This window comes from Streptomyces sp. NPDC006743, from assembly GCF_040703815.1.
GTDB lineage: Bacteria > Actinomycetota > Actinomycetes > Streptomycetales > Streptomycetaceae > Streptomyces.
In genome coordinates, this window is sequence record NZ_JBEYJA010000042.1 from 36456 (window position 1) to 53505 (window position 17050).

The 17050-nt window shown below is 73.7% G+C and carries 14 protein-coding genes; 5 read left to right on the top strand and 9 right to left on the bottom strand.

The genetic code is table 11. From position 1 onward, the window contains the following. Positions 1-170 precede the first annotated feature (170 nt). The 5 genes from ABZ719_RS27830 to ABZ719_RS27850 all read right to left on the bottom strand — a co-directional run bounded on the left by ABZ719_RS27830 (position 171) and on the right by ABZ719_RS27850 (position 6208). A complete protein-coding gene (locus ABZ719_RS27830) occupies positions 171-596 on the bottom strand; it encodes a PPOX class F420-dependent oxidoreductase (protein ID WP_366727913.1) in 426 nt (141 codons plus the stop codon). 277 nt (positions 597-873) lie between these two features. Next, positions 874-1410 (bottom strand): O-acetyl-ADP-ribose deacetylase, encoded by a 537-nt coding sequence (locus tag ABZ719_RS27835; protein WP_366727914.1) that lies wholly within the window; start codon positions 1408-1410, stop codon positions 874-876. Then, a complete protein-coding gene (locus ABZ719_RS27840; protein WP_366727915.1) occupies positions 1407-2816 on the bottom strand; it encodes an NAD(P)/FAD-dependent oxidoreductase in 1410 nt (469 codons plus the stop codon). Before ABZ719_RS27840 ends, ABZ719_RS27835 begins: the two co-directional genes overlap by 4 nt. 496 nt (positions 2817-3312) lie before the next feature. Next, a complete protein-coding gene (locus ABZ719_RS27845; RefSeq protein ID WP_366727916.1) occupies positions 3313-4158 on the bottom strand; it encodes an inositol monophosphatase family protein in 846 nt (281 codons plus the stop codon). Between the two features lie 220 nt (positions 4159-4378). Further along, positions 4379-6208 (bottom strand): gamma-glutamyltransferase, encoded by a 1830-nt coding sequence (locus ABZ719_RS27850; protein WP_366727917.1) that lies wholly within the window; start codon positions 6206-6208, stop codon positions 4379-4381. Positions 6209-6535: 327 nt separating this feature from the next. Between ABZ719_RS27850 and ABZ719_RS27855 the strand changes: the two genes are divergently transcribed. The 5 genes from ABZ719_RS27855 to ABZ719_RS27875 all read left to right on the top strand — a co-directional run bounded on the left by ABZ719_RS27855 (position 6536) and on the right by ABZ719_RS27875 (position 11864). Beyond that, positions 6536-7369 carry a CPBP family intramembrane glutamic endopeptidase gene (locus ABZ719_RS27855; protein ID WP_366727918.1) on the top strand — a complete coding sequence of 278 codons (834 nt, stop codon included), beginning with the start codon at positions 6536-6538 and terminating at the stop codon, positions 7367-7369. Beyond that, complete coding sequence (locus ABZ719_RS27860; RefSeq protein ID WP_366727919.1) at positions 7369-8583, top strand: histidine kinase; 1215 nt, start codon at positions 7369-7371, stop codon at positions 8581-8583. The genes ABZ719_RS27855 and ABZ719_RS27860 overlap by 1 nt, the downstream gene beginning before the upstream one ends. Then, positions 8580-9239, top strand: coding sequence for a response regulator transcription factor (locus tag ABZ719_RS27865; RefSeq protein WP_366727920.1), 660 nt, complete (start codon positions 8580-8582; stop codon positions 9237-9239). Before ABZ719_RS27860 ends, ABZ719_RS27865 begins: the two co-directional genes overlap by 4 nt. Before the next feature lie 664 nt (positions 9240-9903). Then, positions 9904-10968: a lipoate--protein ligase family protein gene (locus ABZ719_RS27870; protein ID WP_366727921.1), complete on the top strand. Its 1065-nt coding sequence runs from the start codon at positions 9904-9906 to the stop codon at positions 10966-10968. Between the two features lie 170 nt (positions 10969-11138). Next, positions 11139-11864, top strand: a complete 726-nt coding sequence (locus ABZ719_RS27875; protein ID WP_366727922.1) for a hypothetical protein — start codon at positions 11139-11141, stop codon at positions 11862-11864. Between the two features lie 101 nt (positions 11865-11965). On the opposite strand, the gene ABZ719_RS27880 is transcribed toward ABZ719_RS27875, so the two are convergent. Genes ABZ719_RS27880 through ABZ719_RS27895 form a run of 4 tightly spaced genes read right to left on the bottom strand, consistent with a single transcriptional unit; the run spans position 11966 to position 16840 of the window. Further along, complete coding sequence (locus ABZ719_RS27880; protein ID WP_366727923.1) at positions 11966-13495, bottom strand: NCS1 family nucleobase:cation symporter-1; 1530 nt, start codon at positions 13493-13495, stop codon at positions 11966-11968. Between the two features lie 30 nt (positions 13496-13525). Beyond that, complete coding sequence (locus ABZ719_RS27885; protein ID WP_366727924.1) at positions 13526-14551, bottom strand: TIGR03842 family LLM class F420-dependent oxidoreductase; 1026 nt, start codon at positions 14549-14551, stop codon at positions 13526-13528. A gap of 11 nt (positions 14552-14562) precedes the next feature. After that, positions 14563-15966: a dihydropyrimidinase gene (gene hydA / locus ABZ719_RS27890; RefSeq protein WP_366727925.1), complete on the bottom strand. Its 1404-nt coding sequence runs from the start codon at positions 15964-15966 to the stop codon at positions 14563-14565. A gap of 31 nt (positions 15967-15997) precedes the next feature. Next, complete coding sequence (locus ABZ719_RS27895) at positions 15998-16840, bottom strand: nitrilase-related carbon-nitrogen hydrolase (protein WP_366727926.1); 843 nt, start codon at positions 16838-16840, stop codon at positions 15998-16000. Between the last annotated feature and the right edge of the window lie 210 nt (positions 16841-17050).

Consider the following 17050-nt stretch of genomic DNA (forward strand, 5'->3'; position numbering starts at 1 on the left):
GGGCGGGGCTGAAGTAGGGGCGGGGCCGAAGCCGGCCGGTCGCGGCTCCCGTCGCGAAGGCCGTCCCGTCGCGAAAGCCGGCCGGTCGCGGGGGCGGGCCGGTCTCGGAGCCCGGCCCGTCTCACCGGGCGGCCCGGTCGTGGAAGCGGGCCGCGCGGGAGGCCGCCCGGTCAGGTGGACGCCTGGTCACTGTCCTTGAGCGCGCCCCAGCCGTGCCAGCGGTCGACCTCGATCCGGGCACTGACCCGGGCCCGGACCCGGTCCGGGTAGGGCCCGCCGGTGTAGTGCCGGGCGATGCGGTCGATGTCGGCGAGGCCCTCGTCCTCGCGCAGTCCGGTGACCCGGCCGATCAGGGTGACGTGCGTGTACCAGTCGTCCCCGGCGAGGACGGTGAGGGTGACGCGGGGGTCGCGGCGCAGGTGCTTGAGGCGTACGCGGCCCTCGTCCAGGCTGATCAGCACGCGCCCGTCGTCGTCCCAGACGTACCAGGTGGGGGTGGACACCGGAGCGCCGTCGGCGCGCAGGGTGGCCATGACGCACGGGTTGGGCCGGCGCAGCAGGGCGACGGCCTCGGCGGGCAGCGGGGGCTCGGACACGGGGCAGCTCCTCGGAGGTTCGGGCGGCGGGCGGCGGGCCGGCGGCCGGGGCGGCGGCCCGCTCGTCGCCGGCCGGGCCGTGGGCGGCGGATCGGTGGGCGGCGGGACCGCGGGCGGGGGGTCGGTGAGCGGTGGGCGGTGGTACCGGGTCGGGGGACGGCTCGTCGTGGAGATCATGGTGCGTCGCCGGCCGTCGGCGGCGGCGGACACGCGGGACGGGTCCGCCCGGAGCGGGTCCGCCCGCAGGGCCGCCGGTGGTGGCGCGGGCGGGCGGGAGTCAGCCGAGTCGCGCGGCGAACGCCTGATACGCCTGCTCGTCGAAGAGCACGAACCTGACCTCCTCGACCGCGGTCCTGGCCTCCCGCACCGCCCGGACGGCGATGCGGGCCGCGTCGTCGAGCGGCCAGCGGTAGACACCGGTGGAGATCGCCGGGAAGGCGACCGTACGGGCGCCCAGCTCGTCGGCGACCCGCAGGGACTCGCGGTAGCAGGACGCCAGGGGCGACGGGTCGCTGCCCGGTCCCTGGTACACCGGTCCGACGGTGTGGATCACCCAGCGGGCGTCCAGCGCGCCCGCGGTGGTGGCGACGGCCCGGCCGGTGGGCAGGCCCTTGCCGTACCTGGAGGCGCGCAGCGCACGGCATTCCTCCAGGATGGCGGGCCCGCCGCGCCGGTGGATGGCGCCGTCGACGCCGCCTCCGCCGAGCAGGGAGGAGTTGGCGGCGTTGACCAGAGCGTCGGCGCGCTGCCGGGTGATGTCGCCGAGGACCAGGGTGATGGCGGGCCCCGGGGCGGCGCCGGAAGGGTGGGTCATGTCTGTCTCAGCCTCCTCCAGACCGCCTTGGCGGCGTTGTGTCCGGACATGCCGTGCACTCCGGGACCCGGCGGAGTGGCCGAGGAGCAGATGAAGACGGCCGGGTGCGGGGTGTGGTACGGGAACAGGGTGAGCTTGGGCCGGAGCAGGATCTGCAGTCCGGAGACCGCGCCGGAGGCGATGTCGCCGCCGACGTAGTTGGCGTTGCGTGCGGCGAGCTGGGCCGGTCCCGCGGTGGCCCGGGCGAGGACGCGGTCGCGGAACCCGGGCGCGTAGCGCTCCAGTTGGCGTTCGACGGCGTCGGTGAGGTCGCCGTCCCAGCCGGCCGGCACATGACCGTACGCCCAGAAGACGTGCTTGCCCGCGGGGGCCCGGGTGGGGTCGACGACGGTGGGCTGGACGGTGATGAGGAAGGGTCTGTCGGGTGCGCGGCCCTCGCGGGAGGCGGCGCGCAGCGCGGCGCCGATCTCGGCGCTGTCCGCGCCGATCTGCACGGTGCCGGCGGCCCGGGGCTCCTCTGCGGTCCAGGGGACGGGACCGTCCAGCGCGTAGTCGATCTTGAAGACGCCGGGGCCGTACCGGTAGGAGTCGTAGTAGCGGCCGAGGCCAGCGATGCGGGCCAGGGCGGTGGGCGAGGTGTCGAAGACGTAGGCCCGGGCGGGCGGCAGGTCGTCGAGGCGCTTGACCTCGTAGTCGGTGTGCACGGCGCCGCCGAGGTCCTGGAGGTAGCCGGCGAGGGCGTCGGAGATCGCCTGCGAGCCGCCGCGGGCGAGCGGCCAGCCTCGGGCGTGCGCCGCCAGCGCGAAGACCAGGCCGATCGCGCCGGTGGCGAAGCCGCCGAGCGGGGCCATCACGTGGGCGACGAGGCCGGCGAAGAGCGTCCTGGCCCGCTCGTCGCGGAAGCGGCGGGTCAGCCAGGTCGAGGGCGGCAGCCCGGCCAGTCCGAAGCGGACGAGGGTGACCGGGTCGCGGGGCAGCGCGGTCAGCGGCAGGGACATGAAGTCGCGGGCCAGGGTGTCCCAGTGGGGCAGGAACGGCTCGACCAGCCTGCGGTACGCGCCGGCGTCACGCGGTCCGAACGATGCGGCCGTCTCGGCGACGGAGCGGGCCAGGACGGCGGCGGTGCCGTCGGGGAAGGGGTGGGCCATGGGCAGCTCGGGGTGGAGCCAGCGCAGGCCGTAGCGGTCCAGGGGCAGGGCACGGAAGGCGGGCGAGTTGACGGCGAGGGGGTGGGCGGCGGAGCACGGGTCGTGCCGGAAGCCCGGGAGGGTCAGCTCCTCGGTGCGGGCACCGCCGCCGACCGTGTCACGGGCCTCGAACACGGCTGTGGAGAAGCCGCGGCGGGCCAGCTCCACGGCGGCGGTCAGGCCGTTCGGTCCCGCTCCCACCACCACGACATCGAGCATCGACGGCACCTTCGGACCCCTTCGTCAGCCGATGGCCACGCGGACCTGTCGTCCGGGCCAGGATATGCCGCCGGCCCGGCGCCCCGGACCGCAGGGCGCCGCCTCCGGCACAGGGCGCGGTGGCCGCTGCCGGGGGTGGAGCGGTGGCGGTGCCGCACTGACCGGCAGACGCCGTGGTCACCGGTCAGGGGCCCGGCCGCTGGGGTCGTATGCCGGCGATGAGGTTTCTGCGGTCCGGCCCTGCGATCCGGCCTCCAGGGGTCGGCCTCTAGGGTCCGGTCCCCGCGATCCGGCTTCTGCGGTTCGGTCTCTGCCGTTCGGTCTCTGCGAACAGTCCGGTCCCTGTGGGCCGGTCTCTGCGGACCCGTCCCTGCGAACCGGTCCGCTCCCTGTGGGCCGGTCTCTGTAGGCCGGTCTCTGTAGGCCGGCGGTCCGGTCGCCGGGGCAGGCGGGTCGGCCCCACGGAGGGGAACGGTCCGGGCTGCCGGTGCACGGCTCACTCCGGTGGTGTGAGTACGCCGGTCACCCGCCGGGCGGTGGCCGCGTCCCTCGCGGCCGTGAACGGCAGGGCGTTGCCGCCGGTGATGCGGAACGGCTCGCCGGTGAGGGTCAGATGGGTGCCGCCCGCCTCCTCGACGAGGAGCAGGCCCGCCGCGTGGTCCCAGGCCGCTTCCCAGGTGAACGCGGTCGCGTCCGACTCGCCGCGGGCGACGGCGAGGTACTCCAGGCCCGCCGAGCCGCAGGGGCGGGGCGCGAACCCGTCCGTCCACAGACCGTGCAGGGCGCGCTTTTGCGCGTCGGTCGTGTAGTCCGGGTGGGAGGTGGCCACTTGCAGCGCGCGGCCCGGCTCGGGCGCGCCGGCGCGCAGCGGTTCGCCGTCGAGGCGGGCACCGCGGCCGCGTACGGCTGTGGCGAGTCGGTCGAGGGCCGGGGCGTAGGTCCAGGAGGCCAGCACCGCACCGCGCAGGGTGAGGGCGATCAGCGTGCAGAAGCCGGGATCGCCGTGGACGAACTGGCGGGTGCCGTCCACCGGGTCGACGATCCAGACGGGGACGTCACCGCCTATCGCCCCGTACACCCCCGGGTCGGCGTGCACCGCTTCCTCGCCGACCACGAGGGAGCCGGGCAGCAGGGCGGCGAGCGTGTCGGTCAGGTACCGCTCGGCGAGCCGGTCGGCGTCGGTGACCAGGTCGTGCGGCCCGGACTTCTGGTCGATCTCGTGCTCCGCGAGCCGGCGGAAGCGGGGCATGATCTCGGCCGCGGCGGCCTTGCGGAGCGCCTCCTCCACGTCGGCCGAGCGGTCCGCGAGAAACTCTTCGATGGTTTCCGTCTCTTCGATCATGTCCCCCATGAGAGCACGCGCCTGTGACAACGCCCGCCCGCAGGGTGCACACCGGGTGGAATCGGCGTGAACACCCGGGGCCGGGGGGGCTCCGGTGAAGGGGCCCTGTGCCGGGGGTTCCGGGGGTCCCGGTGACGGGTCCTGTGCCGGGGGCCCCGGTGGAAGGGCCCTGTGCCGGGGGCGGTGGCGGGCCCCGGAGGCGGGCCCGCTCCCGTGCCGCTCAGCGGCCCACCGCGTACCCCTGCATCCCGCGCGGGTTCGCCGCCGCCGACAGGACCCCGGTGCGCGGGTCCCGGGCGACCGCGCACAGGCGGCCCTCGGACCAGGCGTCGCCGACCGTCACGTCATGGCCGCGGCGGCGCAGCCCGGCGACGACCTCCGGGTCGGTGCGGGACTCCACGGTGACGGAGCCGGGGCGCATGCCGCGCGGGTAGAAGGATCCCGGGAAGGCGTCGTTGTGCCAGTTCGGGGCGTCGACGGCGCCCTGGAGGTCCAGTCCGCCGCGGACGGCGGAGCGCAGGGCGACCGCCAGGAAGAAGTGCACCTGCCACTGGTCCTGCTGGTCGCCACCGGGCGTGCCGAAGGCCATGACGGGTACGCCGTCGCGCAGCGCGAGCGACGGGCTGAGGGTGGTGCGCGGGCGGCGGCCGGGGGTCAGCGTGTTCGGCAGGCCCTCCTCCAGCCACGTCATCTGCAGCCGGGTGCCGAGCGGGAAGCCGAGTCCGGGCACGACGGGGTTGGACTGGAGCCAGCCGCCGCTGGGGGTGGCGGCGACCATGTTGCCCCAGCGGTCGACGACGTCGAGGTGGCAGGTGTCGCCGCGGGTGGCGCCGTCGGCGCGGACCGCGGGCTCGCCGGGCACGGGCGACGTGGACGGCTTGGCGACCGTCGGCTCGCCGACGCCCAGGGCGTCGAAGTCGCCGCCGTCCGCGGCGACCCGGTACGCGTGCGCGCTCAGCCGCGGGGTACGCCCGCCGGGGCTGCCCGGGCGCAGGTCGTAGGAGGCCTCGTCACCGATCAGTGCGCGCCGCCCGGCGTTGTACCGCGCGGAGAGCAGGTCGGTGAGCGGTACGCCGGCCGCGTCCCCGTACCAGGCCTCGCGGTCGGCCATGACGAGCTTGCAGCCCTCGACGAGCAGGTGGACGTAGTCCACGGACCCGTAGGGGGGCAGTTCGGGCGGGAGCAGGGCGAGTTGCTGGAGGAACGCCGGTCCCTGGCTCCAGGGGCCCGCCTTGCACAGGGTCCAGCCGTTCCAGTCGTAGGTCACCGGGGCTTCGTAGGTGGCGGACCAGCCGGCGAGGTCGGCGGCGGTGAGGGTCCCGGTGTGGTGCTCGCCGCTGGTGTCCAGCGTGGGCCGCCGGGCCTGGCGCACCAGTGCCTCGGCGATGAAGCCGGACCGCCACACCTCGCGCGCGGCGTCGATCCGTGCCTCCCGGTCGCCGGCCCCCGCCGTCTCGGCGAGCAGCCGCTTCCAGGTGGCGGCCAGCGCGGGGTTGCGCAGCAGTTCCCCGGGCCGGGGTGCCCGGCCGCCGGGCAGGTACACCTCGGCCGACGAGGTCCACTCGGTCTCGAACAGTTCCCGTACGGTCTCCACGGTCGCCCCGACGCGTTCCACGGGCGCGTGCCCGTGCTCGGCGTACCCGATGGCGTACCGCAGGACGTCGTCGAGCGTCTTGGTGCCGTGATCGCGCAGCAGCAGCATCCACGCGTCGAAGGCGCCCGGGACGGCGGCGGCGAGCGGTCCGGTGCCCGGCACGAGGTCGAGGCCGAGCCCCCGGTAGTGCGCGGCCGTGGCCCCGGCCGGCGCCACCCCCTGCCCGCACAGCACCCGTACCTCGCCGCCGGCCGTTGCGAGCAGGATCGGGACCTCGCCGGCCGGCCCGTTCAGGTGCGGCTCCACGACGTGCAGCACGAACGCGCCGGCGACGGCCGCGTCGTAGGCGTTGCCGCCGCCCTCCAGCACGGCCATCGCCGACTGGGAGGCCAGCCAGTGGGTGGAGGACACCATGCCGAAGGTGCCCTGGAGGGTGGGGCGCGTCGTGAAGCGCATGTCGACCTGACCTCGCTGTCGTGTACGTCGGTGGACCCGGGCGAAGCCGCCGTCGCGTTCCCGCCTGCCGCGATGCTCCCCGCACGCGCGACCGGCAACACCCGTGGAGCACGCGCGACGGGCCCACCCGTGGAGGACGCCGACCCCGCACGGGCCCGGGTGCGCGGTGCCCGGGTTCCGCCCTGTCCCCCGTGAGAGCTACGTGCAGGTGTCCACTGTGAGGTGACGCTTCTCGATCACCGTTTCCCTAGCGTTCGGTGCAGCCGCGGAGCCCTTGCCGCGGACCGGACGAGGTACCGGAAACGGGACCCGCGAGAAAGAGTCGTCATGAAACTGGTGTGGCAGATCCTGGCCGTGGTGGCGGTCAGTGCGGTCGGCGGTCAGATCGTCAACGCGGTACAGGGCAACCCGTGGCTCTCCCTGCTCCTGGGCGGCCTGGCGGCCGTGCTGTCGGTGCTGGTCTACCGGTGGGTCGTCGGGCGCACCGAAGGGCGCCCGGTCACGGAGCTGGCCCGGCAGGGGGCGCGGGGGGCGCTGCTGCGGGGCCTGGTCCTCGGCGTCGTGTGGTTCGGGTGCGTCATCGCGAACCTCTACTTCCTCGGGGACTACGAGGTCCACGGCTCCGGCTCGCTGACCGGTGCGATCGCGCTGGTCGGCTTCATGGCCGGGGCCGCCGTCACGGAGGAACTGATGTTCCGCGGGCTGCTCTTCCGGCTCGTGGAGCGGGGAACGGGCACGTACATCGCGCTCGTGCTGTCCGGCGTGGTGTTCGGCGCGAGCCACCTGCTCAACAAGGACGCCACCGTCCTGGGTGCCGTCGCCATCGCCATCGAGGCCGGCGGCACGCTCGCCGCCGCCTACATCGCCACCCGCTCGCTGTGGCTGCCGATCGGTCTGCACTTCGGCTGGAACTTCGCCGAGTCCGGCATCTTCGGCACCGAGGTCTCCGGCAACGGCGACGTGCACGGTCTGCTGGACGCCTCGACGTCGGGCAGCAAGCTGATCACGGGCGGCGAGTTCGGTCCGGAGGCCAGTGTGTACTCGGTGGTGTTCGGTGCGCTGCTGACGCTCGTCTTCCTGTGGCTGGCCCACCGGCGCGGCACCATCGTCCCCCGCCGGCGGACCGGGCGCGTCGACGCCCTGGCTACACTCGCCCGGTGATGAGCCTTCAGGGGGCCCGCCAGGCATGGCACCGGCTCGACGTCACGGTCCGCGACCTCCCGCTCGGGATCCTGTTCCTGCTCGCGTCGTTCCTGCCGGGACTGCGCGGCCACGGCACGGAGGTCGGGGACCTGCCGACACGCCCCTTCGACGCGCTCGCCGCCGTCGCCCTCGCGCTCGAGTGCCTGCCGCTCGCGGTGCGCCGGCGGTGGCCGGCCGTCTGTCTCGCCCTGGTGGCGGGCGGCTTCGCCCTCGACCAGCTGCGCGGCTACCACTCGAGCGCCGGCGCCACCCTGCCCCTCGTGCTGATCAGCGCGGGATCCCATCTGGAACACCGCAGGCGCACCACCGCGGTCCTCCTCTCCGTGGCGTACGTGCCGCTGGCGGTCGCGCTCTCCCGGCTCGGTTCGGGCCGTGAGACGCCCGAGGAGTTCGTGACGTTCTACCTGGTGCTGGCGCTCGCGTGGGGCGCCGGGGCGTGGCTGCGGTCCACCCGGGTCGCCGAGGCCGAGCGCCGCGAGCGCGTCGCGGAGCAGACCCGTACCGCCGAACGCGCCCGGATCGCCCGGGAGTTGCACGACGTGGTCACCCACCACGTCACCGCCATGGTGGTGCAGGCCGAGGCCGCCCGCTACCTGACGGCCGCGCCCGAGCGGCTCGAGCAGTCCCTGACGGCCGTCAGCGACACCGGCCGCCGCGCCCTCACCGACCTGCGCCACCTGCTCGACCTGCTCAACCCCGGCCCGGACCCGGGCCACGGCGCCGGCCAGGGCACCGAGCACGGTACGGGCACCGGCGCGGCGGGGGCCAAGGAACCCAGGACACCGGCCGTCGGCAGGGTCCTCACGCTCGTCGAGCAGACCCGCCGGGCCGGGCAGCCCGTGGACTTCACCGAGGAGGGCACGCCCCCGGCGTCGACCGGAAGCGCCGACCTCGTCGCCTACCGGGTGGTGCAGGAAGCGCTGACCAACGCCCTCAAGTACGCTCACGGCAGCCGGACTTCCGTCCAGGTGCGGCACGGCGAAAGGGAGATCACCGTGGAGGTCAGCACGGACGGCACCGGTTCGCGCACCGCCGCCGCGATCGGCAGCGGACGGGGCCTGGCCGGTCTGCGCGAACGCGTCGGCGTCCTGGGCGGCGACTTCAGCGCCGGCGGCGCGGCGGACGGCGGCTTCACCGTGCGGGCGCGCATCCCCGCCGGCGGAACCTCGTGAGCGCACCGATCCGGGTCCTGGTCTGCGACGACCAGATGCTGGTCCGCACCGGCCTGGTTACCATCATCGGCGCGCAGCCCGACATGGAGGTGGCGGGTGAGTGCGGAGACGGGCGCACGGGCGTGGAACTCGCCCGCGCGGTGCGGCCGGACGTCGTCGTGATGGACATCCGCATGCCGGTCCTCGACGGCCTGGAAGCCACCCGCCTGCTGGCCGGTGCCGGGGTGGCCCACCCCGTGAAGGTTCTCGTGGTGACCACGTTCAACCTGGACGAGTACGTCTACGAGGCACTGCGCGCCGGGGCCAGCGGCTTCCTCCTCAAGGACGCCCCGCCGGACCGGCTGCTGCACGGCATCCGGACCGTAGCCACCGGCGCGGCCCTCCTGGACCCCGAGGTGACCCGCCGGCTCGTGGGGCGCTACGCCGCGCGCATCCGGCCCGCCGAGGGCACCTCACGCGACATCCCGCTCACCCCCCGCGAACTGGAGGTGCTGCGCCTCATCGCGGACGGCCTGTCCAACAGCGAGATCGCCGCGGCACTCGTCATCAGCCAGGAGACGGTCAAGACCTTCGTCTCCCGCATCCTCGCCAAACTCCAGCTCCGCGACCGCGTGCAGGCCGTCGTCTACGCCTACCGGCACGGCCTGGCGACCTGACCGGCCGACTCGGCCGGCCGGCCTGACCGGTCTGACCGGCCGAACTGTTCGGCCGAACTGACCTGCCGGCCCGACCTGTTCCGGCTCACCGGCCGCCCCCGCACGAGCGCCCCGCCGCACAGCCCGTTCCCGGCGAGACCGGATCCCGCCTCACGGCTCCGCGCGTGCCCCACCCGCCGCTCCCGGCCAGACCCCGCCTCACGACCCTCCCCCCCTCGCACGCCCCACCCGCCGCTCCCCGCCAGCCCCCTTCACGGTGCGTGTCTCGGCGGGGGTCATGTCGTAGGCGTCCAGCGGCTGGGAGCCGGCGGTGCCGGCCGCCGCGGACCCGGCTTCCGGTGCCCGGGGTCCGGACTGGTCACCGTCCGCCGAGAGCCCGAGGCACGCGGTGAGGATCAGGACGAGGGGGGTGGCTCTGCGCACCGGCCAGCCCATCAGGGGCCGTCCGGCGCGACTGTGATGGAAGCCATACTTCCGGGTCACCGGCGCATCACGGGTACGCGTCACCGGGATGCGGCCCAGGGACGCGTCACCGGTGCACACGACCGGCGCACACGACCGGCGGGCATCACCGGCGTGGGTCACCGGCCCGCCGTGCGGCAGGCCGGGAACACGGCGGCCGGCCCGGGCGTTGTCCCTGCGGCAGCAAGGGAGGCCCGGGAAAGTGCACGGTGAGTACAAGGTGCCCGGCGGCAAGCTCGTCGTCGTGGACGTGGAGTCCGAGGACGGCCTGTTGCGGCGGGTGCGCGTGGCGGGCGACTTCTTCCTGGAGCCCGACGAGGCACTCGACGCGGTCAACGGCGCGCTGGAGGGCGCCCCGGCCGACACCGACGCGGCGGGGCTCGCCGCCCGGATCGACGCCGCCCTGCCCGAGGGCACCGTCATGTACGGGCTGACCTCGGAGGGCGTCGGGATCGCGGTGCGCCGCGCGCTGGCCCGTGCCACCGACTGGACCGACTACGACTGGCAGCTGATCCACGAGGGCCCGCAGTCCCCCGCCCTGCACATGGCGCTGGACGAGGTGCTGACCGCCGAGGTCGCCGCGGGCCGCCGCCCGCCGACCCTGCGGGTGTGGGAGTGGGCCTCCCCCGCGGTGATCATCGGCAGCTTCCAGTCGCTGCGCAACGAGGTGGACGCCGACGGCGCCGCCCGGCACGGCGTCGAGGTGGTGCGCCGCATCTCCGGCGGCGGCGCGATGTTCGTCGAGCCCGGCAACACGATCACGTACTCGCTGTCGGTCCCCGAGGCGCTCGTGCAGGGGCTGTCCTTCCAGGACAGCTACGCGTATCTGGACGACTGGGTGCTGGGCGCCCTCGGTGACATGGGCATCCGGGCCTGGTACCAGCCGCTGAACGACATCGCCACCGACCAGGGCAAGATCGCGGGCGCCGCGCAGAAGCGGATCGTCGGTCCCGGCGGCGGGCCCGGCGCCGTGCTGCACCACGTGACCATGTCCTACGACATCGACGCCGACAAGATGCTCGACGTGCTGCGGATCGGGCGGGAGAAGCTGTCCGACAAGGGCACGAAGAGCGCGAAGAAGCGGGTGGACCCGCTGCGCCGGCAGACCGGCCTGGCCCGCGAGACCGTCATCGAGCGGATGATCCAGTCCTTCGACGGGCGGTACGGACTGACGGACGGCAAGGTCACCGGCGAGGAACTCGCCCGTGCCCAGGAACTGGCGCGCACCAAGTTCGGCACGCCCCAGTGGACGGCGCGCGTCCCCTGACACCCCTGCCCCTCGCGTCCTGCGCGCGCCCGGGCGGCGCCCGCCGCGTGAGCGCCTGAGCACGGAGCGAGGTCGCACTTCCGCCGCACAGGCGGGCATGTGACACTGTCGTCCCGTCCACACTGCGGACGGCCCCCGCATCGTCCGTTCCCCCACACGAGAAGTGTGCCGTGCGTGATCTTCCCCTGCCGCTCGCACTCACCGCGCGGCTGAGTCCGGTCGTCGTACTCGCCTGTGCGGGCTGGGCGCTGACGTCCGGCCCGTTCGCCGCCCCGCCCGCCGGCGGCCACGGCGCGGCCGGTCAGGGGGCCGGCGGCGCCGGCACCCGGTCGGCCTCCTCGAACGGTTCGCCCCAGGTCCCCGGAGCGTCCTCGGCGACGGCCGCGGCCGACCGGCCCAAGACGTACACGTCGGCCCCGGCGCCCTGCACCGCCGTCTCCACGAAGACCGTCACCGCGCTGGTGCCCGGTGCGAAGACGGCGGGCAAGGAGATCGCGTCGACGGACGAGAGCGTGCGCCGCACCTGTTCGTGGAACGCGCTCAAGGGCTACGACTACCGCTGGCTCGACGTGTCCTTCGAGGTGATGCGGTCGAACGAGGCGGCCACCACCGCCTACCAGCAGCGCACGGGTGAGAAGAGCGGCGGCGGAGCGGTCCCGGGCCTCGGTGACGCCGCGTACTCGGTGGTGAACCTCACCACCGAGGACAAGCAGCAGACCCGGGAGGGCGTGGTGCTGGTCCGGGCCGCCAACGCGCTGGTGGTGGTGACGTACAACGGCAGCGACTTCGAGTCGAAGAAGGCGCCCGCCACGGACGAGATCAACAAGGGCGCGATCAAGGCCGCCAGGGAGGCGGTGGCGGCGCTGGTGAACAGCGGGGCCGGCCAGGGGAACTGACCGCCCCGGCCAGGTGCCCTCCCGTCCACCCCTGGCCCGGCCGGTCCCGTCCCGCCGGGCCGCCTTCGCCGTCCGTCCCGCCCGGCTCTGTCCTCCGCCCCTCAGCGGGAAGCGGACCGCTCCCGCAGGGCGGGCAGCGACAGCAGCAGGTACAGCACGGCCGACGTGCCCAGGCCCACCGCCCAGCCGTAGTCGGCCAGCGGCTTCAGGGCCGCGACGGGCCGGCCGTCGATCAGCGGATGGAAGTCCGCGCCGCCGACGGCCAGCACGCCGCCCACGAGGAAGGCGGTCACCGCCCGCCAGTTCCAGCCGCCCGCGTACCAGTAGCGCCCGCCCGGACGGCACAGGTCACCGAGGTCGAGCCGGGTGCGGCGCAGGATCCAGTAGTCGGCGACGAGGATGCCCGCGACCGTGCCGAGCAGCCCGCCGACCAGACCGAGCCAGGTGAAGATGTAGCCCTGCGGGTCGGAGTAGAGCCTCCACGGGCAGATCACCACGGCGAGCACGGCCGTGACGAGCGCCCCGGTGCGGAAACTCACCTTGCGCGGGGCGACGTTGGAGAAGTCGAAGGCCGGGGAGACCAGATTGGCGGCGATGTTCACCGACAGGGTCGCCACCAGCACGGTCACCAGCGCGTACAGCAGCCCGACCGTGCTGTCCGTCTTCGCCGCCAACTGCACGGGGTCCCAGACCGGTCGGCCGTAGACGGCCTGCGAACCCGAGGTGACGAGCACCGACAGGAACGCGAACAGCGTCATGGTGGTGGGCAGGCCCAGCGCCTGGCCCCAGGTCTGTGCCCGCTGGCTCCTGCCGTAGCGCGTGAAGTCGGGGATGTTCAGGGACAGCGTCGACCAGAAACCGATCATGCCCATCAGCGACGGCGCGAAGAGTCGCCAGAAGTCCGCTCCCCAGCCGAGCCGGGAGGGCTGGTCGAACAGCGGGCCGAAGCCGCCGGCCTTGGCACTCATCCACCACAGCATCACCAGCGCGCCGACGAGGACGAAGGGCGCCGCCCAGTTCTCGAAGCGGCGGACGGTGTCCATGCCCCGGTGGATGATCGCGACCTGGATCGCCCAGAAGATCGCGAACGACAGCCACATCGTCCAGGCGTACCCGCCGATGCGGGAGGCGTCGCTCCAGCCGGCCCCGATCAGCTTCCCGGCCAGGAAGTAGATCGCCTCGCCGCCGATCCAGGTCTGGATGCCGAACCAGCCGCACGCCACCAACGCCCTCACGACTGCGGGCAGGTTGGCGCCGCGCACCCCGAAGGACGCACGGGCGAAGACCGGGAAGGGGATGCCGTACCGGGGTCCCGCGTGGCCGGTGAGCAGCATCGGGACGAGCACGGTCAGATTGGCCACGGCGATGGTGAACACCGCCTGCTTCCAGTCCATGCCGACGGCGATCAGTCCGGAGGCGAGGGTCCAGGAGGCCGTGTTGTGGGCCATGCCGACCCACAGGGCGCAGAAGTTGTAGGTGGTCCAGGTGCGCCGTGCCACGGGGACCGGGAGCAGGTCGGCGTTGGCGTAGGGGCCGCTGGGCGGTGGAGTGCCGGGGGCGATCTCCACGCGCCCGTCGGGGAGGGTGACCTGGGCGGTCGGCGGTATGCCCGCGGGTGCGGTGTCGGTCATGGACGGCCCCAATCGAGAAGGGGTGCTCGGCTATCCGGGGTTGACGACGGGGATGACCTCTCGGCCGTACGCGTCGATCACGGCTTCCCGCGCGTCGTGCATGGCGTACACGGCGAACTGGTCCACGCCCAGTCCGCGCAGCGCGTTCAGCTTCTCGATGTGCTGTGCGACCGGTCCGATCACGCAGAACCGGTCGACGATCTCGTCGGGCACGAACGCGGTGTCCGGGTTGCCGCTGCGCCCGTGGTGCGCGTAGTCGTAGCCCTGGCGGGACTTGATGTAGTCGGTGAGGGCGTCGGGGACGGCGGCGGAGTGCTCGCCGTAGCGGGCGACCAGGTCGGCGACGTGGTTGCCGACCATGCCGCCGAACCACCGGCACTGCTCACGGGCGTGGGCGAGCGCCTCGGGCGAGTCGTCGGCGGTGACGTAGGCGGGCGCGGCCACGCACACTTTCACCTCGGCCGGGTCGCGTCCGGCGGCGACGGCGGCGTCCTTCACCGCCTTCACCATGTACTCGGTGAGGTACAGGTCGGCGAGCTGGAGGATGAAGCCGTCGGCCTCCTCGCCCGCCGTCCTCAGGGCCTTGGGCCCGTACGCGGCCATCCAGACGGGCACTTCGGCGCCCGGGCCGACCCAGGGGAAGCGGACGACCGTGCCGCCGCCGAGGTCGGCCTCCTCTCCCCTGCCCAGCGCCCGGATGACCTTCATGGCCTGGCTGATGCGGGCCAGCGTGTCGGGCTTGCGGCCGGCCACGCGCATCGCGGAGTCGCCGCGGCCGATGCCGCACACCGTGCGGTTGCCGAACATGTCGTTGAGGGTGGCGAAGGTGGAGGCGGTGACCTCCCAGGTGCGGGTGCCCGGGTTGGTGACCATCGGGCCGACGGTCAGGTGCTCGGTCCGGGCGAGGATCTGGCTGTGGATGACGAAGGGTTCCTGCCACAGCACGGCGGAGTCGAAGGTCCAGCCGTAGCGGAAACCGTTGTGTTCGGCGCGCTGCATCAGGCTGATGACGCGCGAGGCCGGCGGGTCGGTCTGCAGGACGAGTCCGAAGTCCATGGGCGCCGCTCCTAGTCGAGGTACTGGCAGGTGGAGCGCGGGGTGTAGACGCCGTGGCCGGCGCGTCCGGTGTACTCCCGCTCGGTGATGACGGGCTCGCCGCGCGAGAGCACGGTCTCGACGCGGCCGGTGACCCGCTTGCCCTCGTACGCCGAGTAGTCGACGTTCATGTGGTGTGCCGCCGCGGACAGGACCTGCTCGGCGTGCGGGTCGTAGACGACGACGTCGGCGTCGGCGCCCGGTGCGATGGTGCCCTTCTTCGGGTACAGGCCGAACATGCGGGCCGGGGCCGCGCAGGCGATCTCGATCCAGCGGCGGCGCGAGATGTGCCCGTCGACGACGGCCTGGTGGAGCAGGTCCATGCGGTTCTCCACGCCCGGCAGCCCGTTGGGGATCCTGGAGAAGTCGCCGCGGCCCAGCTCCTTCTGGCCTGCGAAGCAGAAGGGGCAGTGGTCGGTGGAGACCACCTGGAGGTCGTCGGTGCGCAGGCCCCGCCACAGGGCGGCCTGGTGGTCCCGGGGGCGCAGGGGTGTGCTGCACACGTACTTCGCGCCCTCGAAGTCCGGTTCGGCGAGGTTGTCGGTGGACAGGAACAGGTACTGCGGGCAGGTCTCGCCGAAGACCGGCAGCCCCTCGTCGCGGGCCCGGGTCAGTTCGGCGACCGCCTCGCGCGCCGAGACGTGCACGACGTACAGCGGGGCGCCCGCCACCTGGGCGAGGCGGATCGCGCGGTGGGTGGCCTCGGCCTCCAGGAGGGCCTTGCGGACCTCACCGTGGTGGCGGGGGTCGGTCTCGCCGCGGGCGAGGGCCTGTCCGACCAGGACGTCGATGGCGATGCCGTTCTCGGCGTGCATCATGATCAGCCCGCCGTTGCCGGCGGCGCGCTGCATGGCGCGCAGGATCTGCCCGTCGTCGCTGTAGAACACACCCGGGTAGGCCATGAACTGCTTGAAGGAGGTCACACCTTCCTCCACCAGCAGGTCCATCTCCTTGAGCGTGTCCTCGTTCACGTCGGAGACGATCATGTGGAAGCCGTAGTCGACGGCGCAGTTGCCCTCGGCCTTGGCGTGCCAGGCGTCCAGGCCCTCGCGCAGGGTGCCGCCCTTGGACTGGATCGCGAAGTCGACGATGGTGGTCGTGCCGCCCCAGGCGGCGGCCCGGGTGCCGGTCTCGAAGGTGTCCGAGGCGTAGGTGCCGCCGAAGGGCATCTCCATGTGGGTGTGTCCGTCGACGCCGCCCGGGATGACGTACTTGCCGGTGGCGTCGATGGTCCGCTCCGCCGTGAACGCCTCGGCCGCCGGGGTGCCGGAGGCGGCGAGGGCGGCGATGCGGCCGTCCTCGATCAGGACGTCGGCGTGCGTCTCGTCGGCGGCGGTGACGACGAGGCCGCCGCGGATGACGGTACGGCTGCTCATGCTCCCACTCCTTGCAGGTGGACGTTCCGGGTCAGGGGGCGGTCAGCGGCGTGTACGCGCCCGGCGCCCGGTCGCGGTAGAACTGCCAGCGGTCGCGCACCTCGCGGAGCTTGGCCAGGTCCAGGTCGCGGACGACGAGTTCGGGTTCCTTGTCGCTCGCCACCTCGCCGACGAACCGCGCCTCGGGGTCCACGAAGTACGACGTCCCGTAGAAGTCGTCGTCGCCGTACTCCTCGACGCCGACGCGGTTGATGGCGCCGACGAAGTACTCGTTGGCGACGGCCGCCGCCGGCTGTTCGAGCTGCCACAGGTAGCCGGACAGGCCGCGTGAGGTGGCCGACGGGTTGAAGACGATCTCCGCGCCGGCCAGCCCGAGCGCCCGCCAGCCCTCGGGGAAGTGCCGGTCGTAGCAGATGTAGACGCCGACCTTGCCGACGGCGGTCTCGAAGACGGGCCAGCCGCTGTTGCCGGGCCGGAAGTAGAACTTCTCCCAGAAGCCGTGCACCTGCGGGATGTGGGTCTTGCGGTACTTGCCCAGGTAGGAGCCGTCCGCGTCGATCACGGCGGCGGTGTTGTAGAGGACCCCCGGCTGCTCCTCCTCGTACATCGGCAGGACGAGGACGATGCCCAGTTCCCGGGCGAGCGCCCGGAAGCGGCGGACGGTGGGGCCCTCGGGGATCTGTTCGGCGTAGGCGTAGAAGGCGGGGTCCTGGACCTGGCAGAAGTACGGTCCGTAGAACAGCTCCTGGAAGCAGAGGACTTGGGCGCCCTGGGCTGCCGCGTCGCGCACCGCCTGCTCGTGCGCCGCGATCATGGACTCCTTGTCGCCGGTCCAGGCGGTCTGGAAGAGGGCGGCACGGATCACTCGGCTCATCGGAACCTCCGCTGCTGGGTCGGTGTGCGGTGAGCGTAGGGAGGGGGCGGGCCCGGTGGTGAGGTGCACGGTGTCACGTCCCCGGGGCCGCGGCGTGCCACCGTGTCACCCTGGCGCCGTCCCATGCCTCACCGTCCTTGCCGTCCGCCGCTCGTCATGCCGCTTCCGTGTCCGCGTCTGCCGCCGCGCCTCCTCCCGCGTCCTCGCGCC

What these genes read in the sequence shown, in the direction of transcription:
- ABZ719_RS27835 (WP_366727914.1), bottom strand. Translation starts at nt 1,410, where the DNA reads ATGACCCACCCTTCCGGCGCCGCCCCGGGGCCCGCCATCACCCTGGTC.
- ABZ719_RS27840 (WP_366727915.1), bottom strand. Translation starts at nt 2,816, where the DNA reads ATGCTCGATGTCGTGGTGGTGGGAGCGGGACCGAACGGCCTGACCGCC.
- ABZ719_RS27845 (WP_366727916.1), bottom strand. Translation starts at nt 4,158, where the DNA reads ATGATCGAAGAGACGGAAACCATCGAAGAGTTTCTCGCGGACCGCTCG.
- ABZ719_RS27850 (WP_366727917.1), bottom strand. Translation starts at nt 6,208, where the DNA reads ATGCGCTTCACGACGCGCCCCACCCTCCAGGGCACCTTCGGCATGGTG.
- ABZ719_RS27855 (WP_366727918.1), top strand. Translation starts at nt 6,536, where the DNA reads ATGAAACTGGTGTGGCAGATCCTGGCCGTGGTGGCGGTCAGTGCGGTC.
- ABZ719_RS27860 (WP_366727919.1), top strand. Translation starts at nt 7,369, where the DNA reads ATGAGCCTTCAGGGGGCCCGCCAGGCATGGCACCGGCTCGACGTCACG.
- ABZ719_RS27880 (WP_366727923.1), bottom strand. Translation starts at nt 13,495, where the DNA reads ATGACCGACACCGCACCCGCGGGCATACCGCCGACCGCCCAGGTCACC.
- ABZ719_RS27885 (WP_366727924.1), bottom strand. Translation starts at nt 14,551, where the DNA reads ATGGACTTCGGACTCGTCCTGCAGACCGACCCGCCGGCCTCGCGCGTC.
- hydA (WP_366727925.1), bottom strand. Translation starts at nt 15,966, where the DNA reads ATGAGCAGCCGTACCGTCATCCGCGGCGGCCTCGTCGTCACCGCCGCC.
- ABZ719_RS27895 (WP_366727926.1), bottom strand. Translation starts at nt 16,840, where the DNA reads ATGAGCCGAGTGATCCGTGCCGCCCTCTTCCAGACCGCCTGGACCGGC.